The sequence below is a fragment of the uncultured Lentibacter sp. genome, assembly GCF_937123735.1.
In the GTDB taxonomy this organism is placed as follows: Bacteria; Pseudomonadota; Alphaproteobacteria; order Rhodobacterales; family Rhodobacteraceae; genus Lentibacter.
On record NZ_CAKZKL010000024.1, the window covers coordinates 86532 to 102078 of the forward strand.

A 15547-nucleotide genomic window follows, 5' to 3' on the forward strand; every position below is an offset into this window, starting at 1 on the left:
CGTATACAGGAACCAAAGGAGCCAGCTATGAGCACAGACGTCAAGATCAACCGTGGCCTCAAAGGCATCTATTTCGAGCGCTCCGGCGTCAGCCATATCGATGGGGCCAAGGGCGAACTCAGCTATCGCGGCTACTCGATCCACGACCTCGCCACGCAATCCACCTTTGAGGAAGTCTGCTACCTGCTGATCTTCGGCGAGCTGCCCACCGCTGCGGAGCTGGCAGAGTTTGACGCCCGCCTCAAAGCCGCGCGCCAGCTGCCCCCGGCGGTCTATGACATCATTCGCAGCACCGCTCAGGGCCACCCGATGGATGTCCTGCGCACCGCCGTCTCGGCGCTGGCAGCCCTGGAGCCGGCCAGCCAATCTGTCGGTGAGGACGCCTTCATCGAAAACGGCATCCGCCTCACCGCCCAGGTGCCGATGATCATCGCCGCCCATGAAAACATCCGCAACAACCGCGCCCCCGTCGCGCCCGATCCCGCCCTGAGCCATGCCGCAAACTGGCTCTACATGCTCAAAGGCACCGTGCCCTCCGAAGCCGCGGCCCGGCTGGCGGATGTCGATTTCATCCTCCACGCCGAACATGGCGCCAATGCCTCGGCCTTCGCCGCCCGTGTGACCGTCGGCACAGAAGCCAACCTGCACGGCGCAATGGTCACCGCCCTGGCCACCCTCGCCGGCCCGGCCCATGGGGGAGCCGCCGAAGATGTCATGAAAATGGTCCACGAGATCGGCACACCCGACAAGGCCGCCGCCTATGTCAAAGCCAAACGCGCCGCCCGCGAGGCCGTCACAGGCTTTGGCCACCGCGTCTATCGCGCCGAAGATCCGCGCGCGCGCCACATGCGCGACGGGGTGCGCCAGCTCGGCGCGGAAATGGGCGCGCCGGAATGGTATGAAATCCTGCAAGCCGTCGTCGAGGCCATGCAGCCCTATGCCCGCCATGGCCTCAACGTGAACGTCGATTTCTACTCCGGCGTCATCTACCAGCTCCACGGCATTCCCATGGACCTCTATGTGCCGATCTTCGCCATCGGCCGGATGCCCGGCTGGATCATCCAATGTGTCGAGCAGCAACGCAGCAACATCCTCATCCGCCCGCTCACCCTTTACAACGGCCCCAAAATGCGCCCCTACCGCAGCCTCTCAGACCGCGCCTAACCCCTGCCCGGCGCGCGCAGAACGCCACTCACCCCTGGCTTTTTCTTGGCAAAAATACTCATCTCAAACCGCTGGCAAACCACTCAACGCCAGCGGTCAATCCACTTCTGGATCCTGCTCTTGCGGCGGTCATAGCCGTCTTCCAGACTCTCCATCGCCGGATCAACCATCCGCTCCAGAAACTGGCGCCACATGGCCCGCAAAGTGACACCCGCCACAAGCAGAAACCCGAAGAAAAACAAGTTGAACCAGGGGAAAACCCGGTGCTCCGGCCCGCTCACAGGCGTGATCGAAACCGCATTGGGATAGATCGACAAAAACCGCAGGCGCCAACCATAGTGGGTGATGGAAACCCATTGCTCCTTGCCGGCCAGGGCCGTGGCCTCGGCCTCCAGATCAGAACTGTCAAACTTGAAATAAGGCGGATACACCCCCGTATCCTCATTGCGGTAAACCATCACCTGCTCACCGCCCCGCCAAAGACCGAAGAACCAGCTGTTCACCCGCACTGAGTTGATCAAACGCAAATCGCGCATCTCGCCCTCTGCCGCGCCCAGATCGCCCTGGTTGAAAAACGGCTTTTGCACCCAAGACAGCCGCTCAAGACGGTCCGAAACCCCCGTCACCTTGGCAATGTCGTGCTGCGGCAGGGTGTAATGCAGATAGAGCCCCGCAAGCAAAAGCACACAGCCCCGCAAGACCCGTTTCAAATTGCGCATGACAGCTCCTCTCAATTGACCACATAAACCAGCCAGGCCAGCGCCAGGCCGGGCAACACATAAACCAGCAAGAGCAGCCAGCGCCAGAGCCCGCGCTCATAACGGCGCAGTCCCGCGGCCACATATGCGTCCCGCTCTGTTTGCGCCTGCGCAGCGGCGTCAAGCCCGGCCCAGTCGTTTTCAAGGCGCTCGCGCCGCAAAGACCGCAGGTAAAGCGACAAAAGCAGATAGACCAGACTGAGCAAAAGACCCGCAACAACCCCAAACCTGACAAACTGCACGTCGTTAAGCCCTCAGCCGCGCCAATGCGGTGTTTTCAAAGGTTTCAGTCATCCTTGCGCCTGTCCAAAAGATAGGCAAGCCCCCCCACAGCCGAAAACAGCAAGAGCCCAATGCCCACCGGCAAAGCCGACAGGCCCAACGCATCAAACCGCGCCCAGGCGTCAAAGCCGAACAGATCCCCAAGGCTCAAAACCGTTGCGAAGGCGACACAAAGCGCGACCGTGAACACAACCAGTTGTCTCAGCGTCATAGCTGCCCCTCCGCGCACTCCCATGGATCAGGCCACCGCCTGCCCCCGCAAGAGTGTTGCAAAAACCCCCGCAAAAGAAAAGCAAAACCGCAACGGGCCTTGCCCGGTTTCGCCTGTCCCGGTTGCAAATGGCCCTGCGGGCTCTCCGCCGCCCCCATGCCCGTCAAACATCAGGGCAAGGCGCGGGCCAACCCGGGCTAGTAGACCACAACGCTGCGGATACTCTCTCCGGAATGCATGAGATCAAAGGCTTTGTTGATGTCGTCCAGCCCCATCTTATGGGTGATCATGCTGTCAATCTCGACCTTCCCATCCATATACCAATCCACGATCTTGGGCACATCCGTGCGCCCTTTCGCGCCGCCAAAGGCGGTGCCTTTCCAGACGCGGCCGGTGACAAGCTGGAAGGGGCGCGTGCTGATCTCCGCCCCCGCAGGGGCCACACCGATGATCACCGAAACACCCCAGCCACGGTGGCTGCATTCCAGCGCATCGCGCATCACCTGCACATTGCCCGTGGCATCAAAGCTGTAATCCACCCCGCCGAAAGCGTCCTGCTCGGTCTTGGTCAGCTCGATGATCTTCTCAGTCACAGACTGGCCCGAAAGCTTGCCTGGGTTCACAAAATCGGTCATGCCGAATTTGCGCGCCATCTCCGCCTTGTCGTCATTGAGGTCCACACCGATGATCTTGTCGGCCCCCGCCATGCGCAGGCCCTGAATGACATTGAGACCAATACCCCCAAGGCCGAAAACAGCCGCCGTGGAGCCGATCTCAACCCCCGCCGTGTTGATCACCGCGCCAATGCCCGTGGTCACACCGCAGCCGATATAGCAAATGCTCTCAAACGGCGCATCCTTGCGCACCTTGGCGAGGGCAATCTCGGGCATGACCGTGTGGTTGGCAAAGGTCGAACAGCCCATGTAGTGATAAATCGGCGTGCCATCGAGCATCTTGAAACGGGTGGTCCCATCCGGCATCAGGCCCTGCCCCTGCGTGCCGCGAATGGCGGTGCACAGGTTCGTCTTGCCGCTCAGGCAGGCGTGGCATTCGCGACATTCAGGCGTGTAAAGCGGGATCACATGATCCCCCGGCGCGAGCGTGGTCACTCCCTCGCCCACTTCCAGAACAACCCCAGCGCCTTCATGGCCCAGAATACTGGGGAACAGCCCCTCAGGGTCGTCGCCCGAGCGGGTAAACTCATCGGTGTGGCACACGCCTGTGGCCTTGATCTCAATCAGAACCTCGCCCGCCTTGGGGCCCTCCAGTTCGACGTCCATGATCTCCAGAGGCTGGCCCGCTGCCAGCGCCACTGCTGCCCGTGTTCGCATTGCTTTCTCTCCCGTTTTTCCCGGTGGAGCCTGCGGCAAACGGCCCGCTTATGCAAGCCAAAGACAGCTCCGCCCGGCTGCAAAGCGCAGCACAGGCCGCCCAGCGCCTTGGGGGAAGAGAGCCGCCGCATTCCCCTGCACCGGGGCGCAAAATCCTGTCACCCTGCGCAGAGTTGCCCCGGCCGCCGCGCGGTCAGAACCCGTTAAAGGAGTCTTCGATGTATCCGGTCCGTTTTTCAGCCAGCATTGCCGTCATAGCGCTCATCTCCGCTTGCCAGATGGCCCCGACAAACGCGCCCGCACCGGCATACCCACCGGCCACACACCCCACAAAGGCGGGCTGCGGCGCAGAAGATGTCACCTTCATGACAGGGATGCGCATCGGGGACGTCAAGTTTGATACAAGCGCCGGCCCTGTGCGCATTGTCGGCCCCAACAGCGCCATCACAAAAGATCACCGCCCCGCGCGCCTCAACGTGCTGATTGACGCCTCAGAGCGGATCACGGGGTTCCGCTGCGGCTGATCACTTCTTGACGCGATAAGCCTTGTGGCAGGCGGCACAACTGCCCCCCAAAGCGCCCATGCCCGCTTGCAGCCACTCAAGCTCGCTTGTGTCGAGCTCTTCAGCCGCCGCGCCCATCGACCGGGCCTTGGCTTCAAAATCGGCCCAGTTTTCCCAGATCGCGGGCAGCGCGGTTGACTTCGGGTCCATCTCGGGGGCCTTAAAGGCCGCCGGAATGGCTGCCGCATGATCTATCAAGGCCTGCCGCGCCGCGCCGGCTTTGGCCGCGTCAAAGGCCACATCGCCCTTGGCCATGCCGCCCAGCGCGCCTGTCGCGGTCTTCACACCGTCCATCAGCATCATCCGCGCTTTCACGGCCTCGTTTTTCACGCCTTCATGGGCCAAACCCGCGCCGGCTAGCGCCGTGGCCAAGGCAAATGTTCCCAGAAACTTCATCATAGCTACTCTCCCTTTCACGCCGAATTACCGCATGAAATCCCCGACCAATCAAGACAAGCTCTCGTGATGGCCTTAGCCAGACGCCTTCATGCGCTTGCGCACGGGCGCCGGGCGCACCCGCGCCTCGATCATCTCATAAAGCGTGCTGGCAATGTTTTTGCCGCTCGCCGCCTCGATGCCCTCAAGCCCCGGCGAGGAGTTCACCTCCAAAACCTTCGGCCCGTCGCTGGCGCGCAGCAAATCCACGCCCGCCATATGCAGCCCGAAAGCCTTGGTCGCTTTCAACGCCGCTTCGCGCTCGGGTTTGCTGATCCTGACCGCCACAGCCGAGCCCCCCCTGTGCAGGTTGGAGCGGAAATCTCCTTCCGCTCCCGTGCGGCGCATGGCGGCCACAACCTTGCCACCAATCACCAGACAGCGGATATCCTCGCCCGCCGCTTCCTTGACAAAATTCTGCACCAGAAAATTGGCCTTCAGCCCGCGAAACGCATCAATCACCGATTCGGCCGCCTTCTTGGTTTCCGCCAGGACAACGCCCTTGCCCTGCGTGCTCTCCAGAAGCTTCACAATCAAAGGCGCCGTGCCAACCAGGCTAACAATCGAGTTGGTGTCTTTGGGGCTGGCCGCAAAAGCCGTGTTGGGCATACCGATCTTGTGACGCGCCATCAGCTGATGCGCATGAAGCTTGTCGCGGCTCGCGGTAATGCCCTGCGAGGAGTTCACACAAAACGTCCCGATGGTCTCGAACTGGCGCACCACGGCGGTGCCATAAGAGGTGATAGACGCGCCGATCCGCGGGATCACCGCATCATAGCGCGCCAGCCGCTTGCCATCATAATGCACCTCCGGCGCCAGCGCATTGAGCGCCATGTAACAGCGCGTGGTGTCAATCACCTCGACAACATGGCCCCGCTTCTCGCCCTCTTCAACAAGCCGGCGGGTGGAGTAATTGTCCTCCCGGCTCAACACCGCAATTCGCAGCGCCCGCTCCGGCGCCACCTCCCGCAACCGCTTGGAATGATAGACATCATAACTCAACTCCGGCTGCAAAAACCGGCCCGTGGCAACAATGGTGATATGATCCTTGAGCGCCTGCCGCCCCAGCAGCATCCGGCTGTTCATGGTCGCCCGGTTGCTGAGCGTGATCTCGATCGGCCAGCTCTGCCCGGCCACATCCAGATGACTCTCGATCACATAACGGTTCTCGCTCTCGCCATTGGAAGACGTCACCTCGCGCCGGTCCCTGATCTCTGCCGAACAGGCAAAAACAATATCCTCCCGCCCCGGCACAGGGTGCACCATGAACCGCACCTTGGGCTTACTCGCCGGGCCAAAAACCTCGATGTCATAGGCGTGCAAAGCCGATGTCTTCGCCCCTGTATCAACCTTGGCCTGAATCGCCGGCAAGCCCAGCTGCGGCAAAGCCACCCACTCCTCCCAGCCAAACGACAAAACAGAACTGCTGTTCTCAATACTCATGCGCTACGGTCCAATGTATGAAAAATCGCTCAAGACAAGCCTACAGGAAGATGCTGCAAAGCCCAATGCGCGCCCATTCGCACAGTTTTTCGCCCACGGCCAGCCCTGATCACAGGCCGCTTGGCTCTTGGCAAATCCGCCACAATAGGCCAAGAGGCAAAGGATGACACAAAGCTTCTCCTTCTCCCTCGCTGCCACATCAGGCAAGGCCCGCACCGGCACAATCTCCACCCCCCGTGGCGAGATCCGCACACCCGCCTTCATGCCCGTGGGCACAGCGGCAACGGTGAAAGCGATGATGCCCGAAAGCGTGCGCGCCACAGGGGCCGATATCCTGCTCGGCAACACCTACCACCTCATGCTGCGCCCCACGGCCGAGCGCATCGCAGCGCTCGGGGGCTTGCACACATTCATGAACTGGGAGCGCCCCATCCTCACAGATTCAGGCGGCTTTCAGGTCATGTCGCTGGCCGGCCTGCGCAAACTCACCGAAGAAGGCGTGACCTTCAAATCCCATATTGACGGCTCCAAACACATGCTCTCGCCAGAGCGCAGCATGGAGATCCAGCGCCTGCTTGGCTCTGACATTGTCATGTGCTTTGATGAATGCCCCGCCCTGCCCGCCTCCCGCGCCGATATCGCCAAGTCGATGGAGCTCTCCATGCGCTGGGCGCGCCGCTCCCGCGACGCCTTTGGCGCGCGCCCGGGATACGCGCTCTTCGGCATCCAGCAAGGCGGGCTGGAAGAAGACCTGCGCCAAGCCTCCGCCGAGGCCCTGCAAGACATCGGCTTTGAAGGCTACGCCGTCGGCGGCCTTGCCGTGGGCGAAGGGCAGGAGGCGATGTTCGGCTGCCTTGAGTATGCCCCCGACCAGCTCCCGCAGAACAAACCGCGCTACCTCATGGGCGTGGGCAAACCCGATGACATCGTCGGCGCCGTCGCCCGCGGCATTGACATGATGGACTGCGTGCTGCCCTCCCGCTCCGGGCGCACAGGGCAGATATTCACCCGCCTCGGCGTGCTCAACATCAAAAACGCCCGCCATCAAAACGATCCGCGCCCGCTCGATGAAAGCTGCACCTGCCCCGCGTGCAAAAACTACAGCCGCGCCTACCTGCACCACGTCTTCCGCAGCCAGGAGATCATCTCCTCCATGCTGCTCACATGGCACAACCTGCACTACTACCAAACCCTCATGGCCGAAATGCGCGCAGCCATCGCCGAAGATACCTTCGCCAGCTTCGAGCGCAACTTCCACGCCACCCGCGCCCAGGGCGATATCGACCCGCTCTAAAGCCACGCGCCAACCCGGCCCCTTTTTCTTTCCTCAAATATCCCGGGGAGAGCGCGAGAGGGGCTGGCCCCTCTCGCATGGGTCGGATTGCGCAAAGCGCAATCCGAAAACCCACCGCGCGCAGCGTTAACGGGTCGCGTTAACCTTTCTGCAAGGGCCTTAACCTCTCGTTCACACACCCCGCGCACCGTGCGCTGTGTTAACCCGCCAAAATCGTGTTTGGGCGGTGCACGCTTTGTGCACGCCCGGTGCACGCATATCACCCCCCCCTTTTTGGCCCCGTTAACCCTTTCACAGCAGGGCTTGATTCGCGGCGCAAAGAGGGCCACGCTGGGGCCATGAATATGGCTTCCCCAACGCCCTTTCCTGTCAGCGGGCAGGTCGCGTTTCACCGCAGCGAGCTGGCGCTCATCCTCGGCCTCTACGGCCGCATGGTCGCCGCTGGCGAATGGCGCGATTACGGCATTTCCTGCCTCAAGGATTGCGCCGTGTTCTCCGTCTTCCGCCGCACCGCCGAGCACCCGCTCTACCGCATCGAAAAGCAGCCCAAACTGCGCCTGAAACAGGGGCAATATTCGGTCATCGGCATGGACGGGCAGATCCTCAAACGCGGCCATGATCTCAAGACAGTTCTGCGCGTGCTCGAGCGCAAACTGATCCGCGCTGTGGACGATTGAGCGCCGCAAAAAGGCCCGCCTGCGCGTTGCAAACGGGCCTCTTTAAATCTGCGTAAACGCCTTAAAAGTCTAGGTTTTCCACGCTCAGCGCATTCTGCTGGATAAACTCGCGGCGCGGCTCAACCACATCGCCCATCAGCTTGGTGAAAAGGTCGTCTGCCTCGGCAATATCCTCTACCTTTACCTGCAATAGCGTGCGCGCATCCGGGTCCAGGGTGGTCTCCCAAAGCTGGCTCGGGTTCATCTCACCAAGGCCCTTGTAGCGCTGGAGTGACAGCCCGCGCTCGCCCTCTTCCAGAATGGCTTTGAGCAGGTCCAGCGGACCGTAAATCATCTGGCTGCGCTCCTTGCGCTCCAGCCTTGCGGGCTTGCCGTAAACCTCCTGCAAGCTTTCGGTCAAACTGCCCGTGCGGCGCGCCTCACCCGAGCGCAGCATCGGCCCGTCCAGCGTGCGCACCTCTTCGACACCGCGCAAAATCCGCGCCAGCCGGATGCCGTGATCCTGCGTGATCCGCCCCTGCCAACCGCGCTCATATTCCAGCGCGATCAGGTCCAACCGCCGCGCCACCTTGTCGGCCACACCCTGCAAATCGCCCTCGATCGCACCGGGCACAAAAGCCCCTGCAATCGCCGCCTGCTCAAGGATATGACGCGGGTAATGCGTTGGAAACGCGTCCAAAACCCGCCGCAGCTGGCGCGCCTCGTCGATCACGCGGATGAGGTCTTGCCCGGCCATTTCAGAGCCGTTGCCAAGCTTAAGCACCGCCCCGTCAGCACCTTGCTGCACCAGGTAGTCGTCCAGCGCGGTCTGGTCCTTGAGGTAGACCTCCGACTTGCCCCGCCCGACTTTGTAAAGCGGCGGCTGCGCAATGTAGAGATAGCCACCATCAATCAGCTCGGGCATCTGACGGTAAAAGAAGGTCAGCAAAAGCGTGCGAATATGCGCGCCGTCCACGTCCGCATCGGTCATCAGAACGATCTTGTGGTAGCGCAGTTTTTCGATGTTGAATTCGTCGCGCCCGATCCCCGTGCCCAGCGCCATCACAAGGTTGCCAATTTCCTGGCTCCCCAGCATCCGGTCAAACCGCGCGCGCTCCACGTTGAGGATCTTGCCCTTGAGCGGCAGAATGGCCTGCGTGCCACGGTCGCGCCCCGTCTGGGCCGAGCCACCGGCAGAGTCGCCCTCCACGATGAAAAGCTCTGTCTTGCTCGGGTCTTTTTCCGAACAATCCTTGAGCTTTCCGGCCAGAAAGTTCACATCCATCGCCGTTTTGCGCCGTGTCAGCTCGCGCGCCTTGCGCGCCGCCTCGCGGGCGTGGGCGGCTTCCACGATTTTGCCGACAATGATCTTGGCCTGAGCCGGGTTTTCCTCAAACCATTCGGCCAGCTTGTCCCCCGTCAGGCTTTCCACCACAGGGCGCACTTCTGAGCTCACCAGCTTGTCCTTTGTCTGGCTGGAGAACTTCGGGTCAGGAACCTTCACCGAGAGCACACAGGTGAGGCCCTCGCGGGCATCATCGCCCGTGAAGTTAATCTTTTCTTTTTTGGCGATGCCCGATGATTGGGCATAGTTGTTGATCGTCCGCGTGAGCGCGCCCCTGAAGCCCGCCATATGCGTGCCCCCGTCGCGCTGCGGAATGTTGTTTGTGAAAGGAAGAACCGTCTCGTGATAGCTATCGTTCCACCACATCGCCACCTCAACACCAATATCGTCCTTTTCGCCGACGATATGGATCGGCTCATCCATCACCGAGGTCTTGGATCGGTCGAGATACTTAACGAATTCCTTAACGCCGCCTTCGTAAAACAGTTCGGACTTTACGGGCTCTGCGGGGCGTTCGTCTTCCAGAATGATCCGCACACCGCTGTTGAGAAAGGCCAGCTCGCGCAGCCGCTTTTCCAGCGTGGCAAACTCATAATCAAGGTTGGAGAAGGTCTCTGTCGAGGCCAGAAAGCGCACTTCCGTGCCTGTCTCGCCATTGGCGTCGCCCACAACGCGCAGGTGCTCTACCGTGTCGCCATGGGCAAACTTTGCGTAGTGTTCCTTACCATCGCGCCAGACGCGCAGCTCCAGCCAGATAGAGAGCGCGTTTACAACCGACACACCCACACCATGGAGGCCGCCTGACACCTTATAAGAATTGCTGTCAAATTTGCCGCCCGCGTGCAGCTGCGTCATGATCACTTCGGCCGCCGAAACACCCTCTTCCTCGTGGATTCCAACCGGAATTCCGCGCCCGTTGTCGCGCACAGAAATAGAGGAGTCGGCATGAATTTTCACATTCACATAATCGGCATGGCCAGCGAGCGCCTCGTCGATCCCGTTGTCGACAACCTCATAGACCATATGGTGCAGACCAGAGCCATCATCGGTGTCGCCGATATACATTCCGGGCCGCTTGCGAACAGCCTCCAACCCCTTGAGAACTTTGATAGAATCCGCGCCATACTCTTCGGATCTCTGCTCGTTATCTGACATTCACACGCTTCCTTTGCGATTTTGTCATTTTATACAATTTATAGGGGGGATTGTCACGCCCAACCGCTAGATTTTGCTGTCTGACACGCGCACCGCCAAACCCACTGTCAAAGCCGCGAGGATCGTCTCAATTCGCGCTTAATCTGCGCAAAGCGCCGTGATTTGGCCACGTTCCTTTCGGCTTTTGCGCATATTGCTCCAGCAGCATTTGAGCATGATCAATCAAAACGCTGCAAAGCCCCGCAAACCCGTCGAAAGAGCCTTCACCCCCGCCAAACCAAAGGATGACAGGCTTTGGTCAGCCTTTGAGGTGGTGCTCTTCAGCCTGGCCATTGTGGCCGTCTTCGCCTTCACCATGGGTCAGGGGAAATATCTCTATGTGGCCAGCCTGTTTGAGCCCGTGTTTGTCACAGGCGTGATCGGGCTCGCCCTCCAATGGCTCTACAGCTGGCTGTGGCCAACACCCTCAGAGCCGGACGATCTCTGAACCCTGCCCCACCTCACGCACCTCAAGATGTTGCGCCCGCGACCCCAGTTCCGAAAAAAGCTCAGGCCCTGTGCCAGTCATCCATGCCTGTGCCCCGAGAGCGCAAATTTCGTCATAAAGCGCAGCACGGCGCGTCGCATCCAGATGTGCAGCCACCTCGTCCAGTAGCACAATCGGTGGCACGCCCAAATCAGCCTTGAGCGCCCGCGCATTCGCCAGAATAAGCGAGATCAAAAGCGCCTTTTGCTCGCCAGTCGAGCAGTCTTTCGCAGGCACTGCCTTGGCCGCAAAAACTCCATATAAATCAGAGCGATGCGGCCCAACCAAAGCGCGTCCAGCGGCCATATCGCGAAACCGGCTTTCGGCCAGGGCCTCAGCCAGATCTGCCTCCGTTTCAGGCATCTCTCCTTCACTTTGGACAAGCTCAAGCTCCGCTACAGGAAAGGCTGTTTGCGCACCGTCCTGTGCAGCCTTCAGACGCTCCAACGCGGCCATCCGGTTGGCATGAATGGCGGCTCCGCTCCGGGCCATCTGTCCTTCAAGCGCGGCATACCAATGCGTGTCGCGCACCTCGGCTTTCAGCAGCCGGTTGCGCTCGCGCATGGCCTTCTCATACTCTAGTGACACGTCGGAATGGGCAGGAAAGAAGCTCATGCTCATACGGTCCAGAAAGCGCCTGCGCCCGTCCGCCCCTTCAATCCAGAGCCGGTCCATAGACGGCATCAGCCAAACCATGCGAACAATCCGCCCCAAAGCTGTTTGCGCGGCGGGCTTGCCATCAATTTTCACAGCGCGGGCGGCGCCGTCTGAGGAGCTGCTCTCGACTTCGTAACTGCGCCCGTCACTCTCCACGAGCCCTGATAACTTCCAGCCAATGGCTTCGGGCCGTTTCGCCATTTCTTTGGCCGCAGCACGGCGCATTCCGCGCCCCGGAGAGAACAGCGAGACAGCCTCCAGAATATTGGTCTTGCCAGCACCATTGGCCCCAAACAGGGCCAGAGGCCGCTCATCAACCTCAAGGCGTGCCGATTTATGAGACCTAAAATGGGAAAGCGAGAGCTTGGTTAGGGCAAGCGAAGCCATGCGTGCTTCCCCCGCCCAGCCTTATACACGCATGGGCATCACGACATATACAGCCGAGGTGTCATTGCCCTCGCGCATCAATGTCGGGTCTCCGGACGAGTTGAACAGGAAGACTGCGTTTTCCCGGTCTACCTGACTGGCAATTTCCAGCAAGTATTTGGCATTGAAGCCTATTTCCAGATGCTCATCGCCATATGCAACGGCCAGCTCCTCTTCGGCAGCACCGCTGTCAGGCGCGTTCACCGAGAGCACCAATCTGTCTTCGCCCAATGTCAGTTTGACGGCGCGCGAGCGCTCGGAAGAAACCGTGGCAACCCGGTCAACCGCCTTGGCAAACTCGGCGGCATCCACCTCAAGCTTGCGGGTGTTACCCTGTGGAATAACGCGGGTGTAATCAGGGAATGTGCCGTCTATCACCTTGGAGGTGAGTGTAATGTCAGGGGTGGCAAAACGGATTTTCGTTTCACTCACAGAAACGGCGATCTTGGCGTCATCATCGTCAAGAAGCTTGCGCAATTCCCCCACAGTTTTGCGTGGCACAATCACGCCCGGCATTTCCGCCGCACCGGCGGGCAACTCGGCGTCGATGCGCGCAAGGCGATGGCCATCTGTGGCCACACACCGCAACACCTTGCCGCCATCGGCATCAGAGACATGCATGTAGACGCCATTGAGATAGTAGCGGGTTTCCTCGGTGGAAATCGCAAATTTCGACTTGTCAAACAATCGGCGTAAAACAGGTGCCGGTGCCGAGAAATTGGAGCTGTATTCAGAGCTTGCCATCACAGGGAAATCTTCTTTGGGCAGCGTCGCCAAAGAGAAGTTAGAGCGCCCGGCTTCAACTGTCAGACGCCCAGAGACCCCATCATCCGTCAATGTGACCAGCGCACCATCCGGCAATTTGCGCACAATCTCATGCAACATCACGGCAGAAACTGTCGTCGCGCCGGCGCGTTCCACATGCGCATCTGCGCGGTCAACGACCTCGATATCCAGATCCGTTGCGCGGAAGCGAACGTCGTTGTCCTGGGCTTCAATCAAGACATTTGCCAAAATAGGGATCGTATTGCGGCGCTCTACAACAGACTGCGCCTGTGCCACGGCTTTCAATAGCGCAGCGCGCTCAATGCTAAACTTCATCCCTAGCTCCTTTGTGCGTGCGGGATGGGCAAGGTAGCCCATCCGCCTGTCAACTCAAGTTCTTTCTTGTGTTGTCTGCTGGAAAGCGCGAGCCGTCAAGCACCCGCCGCCAATCGCGCCTCAGGCTTCAAGCATCCGGCGCAGAATTTCGATGTCTTCTGCAAGCTGCCCATCGTGCATCCGCAAATCATCAATTTTGCGCACCCCATACATGATGGTCGTATGGTCACGCCCGCCAAAACAGCGGCCAATCTCCGGCAGGGAGCGGCTGGTCAATTGCTTGCACAAAAACATGGCAATCTGACGCGGGCGGGCGTAAGTGCGCACCCGCTTGGGGCCGATCATGTCACTCAGCCGAATGCTGTAATGCTCGGAAACCTTGCGCTGAATTTCTTCCACAGAAATCTTGCGTTCAGAATCGCGCAGCACATCTGCCAGACAGTCTTGCGCTAGCTCCAGCGTAATCGGGCGCCCAACAAGCGAGGCAAAGGCAAAGAGCCGCGTGAGCGCGCCCTCCAGCACCCGCACATTGGTGCTGATCCGATGGGCCAGAAACTCAAGCACACCAGCGTCAAGCTCAAGCTCTGGATACTGGGCTTGATGCACTTCCACCTTGGATTGCAGAATGCCCAGGCGGAGCTCGTAGTCGGTGGGGTGAAGGTCTACCACAAGACCACATTGCAACCGGCTCTTGATGCGCTCTTCCAGCCCTTTGATCTCTCCCGGGGCGCGATCTGCTGAAATAATGATCTGCTTGTGCTGGTCCACCAGCGCGTTGAACGTATGGAAAAATTCTTCCTGCGTGCTGTCTTTACCTGCAATAAATTGCACGTCATCGACCATCAAGACATCTACCGAGCGGAACAGCTCTTTGAAATCCATCATCTTGCGGTCTCTGAGCGCTTGGACAAAGCGATACATGAATTGCTCAGCAGACAGGTAGACCACGTTCAGATCCGGACGTGACAGCTGAAGCTCCCATGCGATTGCGTGCATCAAATGGGTTTTGCCAAGGCCGACACCGCCATAAAGAAACAACGGGTTGAACGTAACGGGGCCACCCTCGGCCACACGCTTTGCCGCCGCATGGGCCAGCTCGTTTGGCTTGCCGACCACAAAATTTGAGAAGGTGAACTTCACATCCAGAGGCGCTGCCGCAACAACGCTGTGGCGGCTTTCATCTTTCACTTCGCCAGCAGGCAGCACGTCGGTGGCGTGGCTCTGGGCCAGGCTATGGCGCGAGCGGCCATTGGCCGCCGGCACAAGAAAGCGCACACGCGACACATCAACACCCAGACCCATCATCTGATAAAGAATCTGATCGCCAAAATTCTGTTTTACATAATTGCCCAGAAACGTCGTGGGAACGTGGAATGTTGCGACCCCGTCACAAAGCCCGTCAAAGTCCAGAGGCTCGATCCAGCTTGAAAAGTTGTTTTTGCCAACTGCATTCAGAAGGTTGCTTCGCAAGGCACCCCATTGTTCGTCCGTCATAATTGTCCCGCTTCGTCTTCTTGGGCCTGTCAGGCAGGCCTCGAAAAATTTCACTATCCCTATCAAACGCGCAGAAAGAGGGTCTGCCCGTATGATTCACCAGCCATGAGACAAACAAACCAATAAGCCAAAAGCCATCAATCTTTTGCTTTTTAACTACAACCTTTGGACATCCGGTTAACACCAGCGCAAGACTCCCAAAATCCTGCCGGCCCAACCTGATTATCCCCCCATCGCGAGGTGAATCGCTGAACTCGAAACTACCAATGAGCGCAAGCATGTCGCAACTTATCTTCACGCTTGACTCGCGATTCAGCGCAAAAGAATCTCGCGTGCCTTTGGGCGGCATTGAAAACATGGGGAAAAATAAAAACGGCGCCCAAAAGGGCGCCGCTTGCAAGGTCTAGAAGGTGGCGTGTTCAGCCGAGCGCCTTCACACGAGATGTCAGGCGCGACATTTTGCGCGCAGCTGTGTTCTTGTGGAAAACGCCTTTCGTCACTCCGCGCATCAGTTCGGGCTGGGCCGCGCGCAGGGCTGCTGTTGCGGCCTCTTTATCGCCAGTGGCGATAGCTTCCTCAACTTTGCGCAGGAATGTGCGGATACGCGAGCGGCGCGCTTTGTTTACAGCGAAGCGTGCCTCGTTCTGACGGGCGCGTTTTTTTGCTTGGGGCGAATTTGCCATGAGAGTGTCCTTGGTTCGGTTGT

General features: G+C 59.6%; 17 protein-coding genes. 6 read left to right on the forward strand and 11 right to left on the reverse strand.

Features of this window, described 5'->3' with window-relative positions; translation table 11 throughout:
* Positions 1-27: 27 nt before the first annotated feature.
* Positions 28-1164: a citrate/2-methylcitrate synthase gene (locus Q0478_RS05650; protein WP_298677012.1), complete on the forward strand. Its 1137-nt coding sequence runs from the start codon at positions 28-30 to the stop codon at positions 1162-1164.
* 83 nt (positions 1165-1247) lie between these two features.
* Here Q0478_RS05650 and Q0478_RS05655 read toward each other — a convergent pair whose 3' ends face one another.
* The 4 genes from Q0478_RS05655 to Q0478_RS05670 all read right to left on the reverse strand — a co-directional run bounded on the left by Q0478_RS05655 (position 1248) and on the right by Q0478_RS05670 (position 3746).
* Positions 1248-1883, reverse strand: coding sequence for a DUF1523 family protein (locus tag Q0478_RS05655; protein WP_298677014.1), 636 nt, complete (start codon positions 1881-1883; stop codon positions 1248-1250).
* Between the two features lie 11 nt (positions 1884-1894).
* Positions 1895-2164: a hypothetical protein gene (locus Q0478_RS05660; RefSeq protein ID WP_298677015.1), complete on the reverse strand. Its 270-nt coding sequence runs from the start codon at positions 2162-2164 to the stop codon at positions 1895-1897.
* Positions 2165-2208: 44 nt separating this feature from the next.
* Positions 2209-2415, reverse strand: a complete 207-nt coding sequence (locus Q0478_RS05665) for a hypothetical protein (protein ID WP_298677017.1) — start codon at positions 2413-2415, stop codon at positions 2209-2211.
* A 197-nt stretch (positions 2416-2612) separates the two neighbouring features.
* Complete coding sequence (locus Q0478_RS05670; protein ID WP_298677018.1) at positions 2613-3746, reverse strand: S-(hydroxymethyl)glutathione dehydrogenase/class III alcohol dehydrogenase; 1134 nt, start codon at positions 3744-3746, stop codon at positions 2613-2615.
* A gap of 218 nt (positions 3747-3964) precedes the next feature.
* Here Q0478_RS05670 and Q0478_RS05675 point away from each other — a divergent pair, with 218 nt between their 5' ends.
* Positions 3965-4270, forward strand: coding sequence for an I78 family peptidase inhibitor (locus Q0478_RS05675; RefSeq protein WP_298677019.1), 306 nt, complete (start codon positions 3965-3967; stop codon positions 4268-4270).
* Here the strand turns inward: Q0478_RS05675 and Q0478_RS05680 are convergent, their stop codons facing one another.
* Together Q0478_RS05680 and rimK are read right to left on the reverse strand one after the other, a co-directional pair.
* Positions 4271-4708 carry a cytochrome c gene (locus Q0478_RS05680; protein ID WP_298677021.1) on the reverse strand — a complete coding sequence of 146 codons (438 nt, stop codon included), beginning with the start codon at positions 4706-4708 and terminating at the stop codon, positions 4271-4273.
* Positions 4709-4780: 72 nt separating this feature from the next.
* The gene (gene rimK / locus Q0478_RS05685) at positions 4781-6187 is read right to left on the reverse strand and encodes a 30S ribosomal protein S6--L-glutamate ligase (protein WP_298677023.1); all 1407 of its coding nucleotides are present in this window, start codon (positions 6185-6187) and stop codon (positions 4781-4783) included.
* Positions 6188-6350: 163 nt separating this feature from the next.
* On the opposite strand from rimK, the gene tgt reads away from it, so the two are divergent.
* The gene (gene tgt, locus Q0478_RS05690; protein WP_298677024.1) at positions 6351-7481 is read left to right on the forward strand and encodes a tRNA guanosine(34) transglycosylase Tgt; all 1131 of its coding nucleotides are present in this window, start codon (positions 6351-6353) and stop codon (positions 7479-7481) included.
* 338 nt (positions 7482-7819) lie between these two features.
* A complete protein-coding gene (locus tag Q0478_RS05695) occupies positions 7820-8158 on the forward strand; it encodes a DUF2794 domain-containing protein (protein WP_298677026.1) in 339 nt (112 codons plus the stop codon).
* 61 nt (positions 8159-8219) lie between these two features.
* Here the strand turns inward: Q0478_RS05695 and gyrB are convergent, their stop codons facing one another.
* Positions 8220-10637 (reverse strand): DNA topoisomerase (ATP-hydrolyzing) subunit B, encoded by a 2418-nt coding sequence (gyrB, locus tag Q0478_RS05700; protein ID WP_298677028.1) that lies wholly within the window; start codon positions 10635-10637, stop codon positions 8220-8222.
* Between the two features lie 214 nt (positions 10638-10851).
* Between gyrB and Q0478_RS05705 the strand changes: the two genes are divergently transcribed.
* A complete protein-coding gene (locus Q0478_RS05705) occupies positions 10852-11124 on the forward strand; it encodes a hypothetical protein (protein WP_298677030.1) in 273 nt (90 codons plus the stop codon).
* On the opposite strand, the gene recF is transcribed toward Q0478_RS05705, so the two are convergent.
* From recF to dnaA, 3 genes are all read right to left on the reverse strand, one after another.
* A complete protein-coding gene (gene recF, locus Q0478_RS05710; RefSeq protein WP_298677032.1) occupies positions 11104-12207 on the reverse strand; it encodes a DNA replication/repair protein RecF in 1104 nt (367 codons plus the stop codon). The two genes, Q0478_RS05705 and recF, sit on opposite strands and share 21 nt — an antisense overlap.
* A gap of 21 nt (positions 12208-12228) precedes the next feature.
* Positions 12229-13347, reverse strand: coding sequence for a DNA polymerase III subunit beta (dnaN, locus tag Q0478_RS05715; protein WP_298677034.1), 1119 nt, complete (start codon positions 13345-13347; stop codon positions 12229-12231).
* A gap of 120 nt (positions 13348-13467) precedes the next feature.
* On the reverse strand, positions 13468-14841 hold the full coding sequence (gene dnaA / locus Q0478_RS05720) for a chromosomal replication initiator protein DnaA (protein WP_298677036.1): 1374 nt from the start codon (positions 14839-14841) through the stop codon (positions 13468-13470).
* Between the two features lie 278 nt (positions 14842-15119).
* On the opposite strand from dnaA, the gene Q0478_RS05725 reads away from it, so the two are divergent.
* The gene (locus Q0478_RS05725) at positions 15120-15248 is read left to right on the forward strand and encodes a hypothetical protein (protein WP_298677038.1); all 129 of its coding nucleotides are present in this window, start codon (positions 15120-15122) and stop codon (positions 15246-15248) included.
* Between the two features lie 12 nt (positions 15249-15260).
* Here the strand turns inward: Q0478_RS05725 and rpsT are convergent, their stop codons facing one another.
* Positions 15261-15524, reverse strand: a complete 264-nt coding sequence (rpsT, locus tag Q0478_RS05730) for a 30S ribosomal protein S20 (protein ID WP_298677040.1) — start codon at positions 15522-15524, stop codon at positions 15261-15263.
* Positions 15525-15547 lie beyond the last annotated feature (23 nt).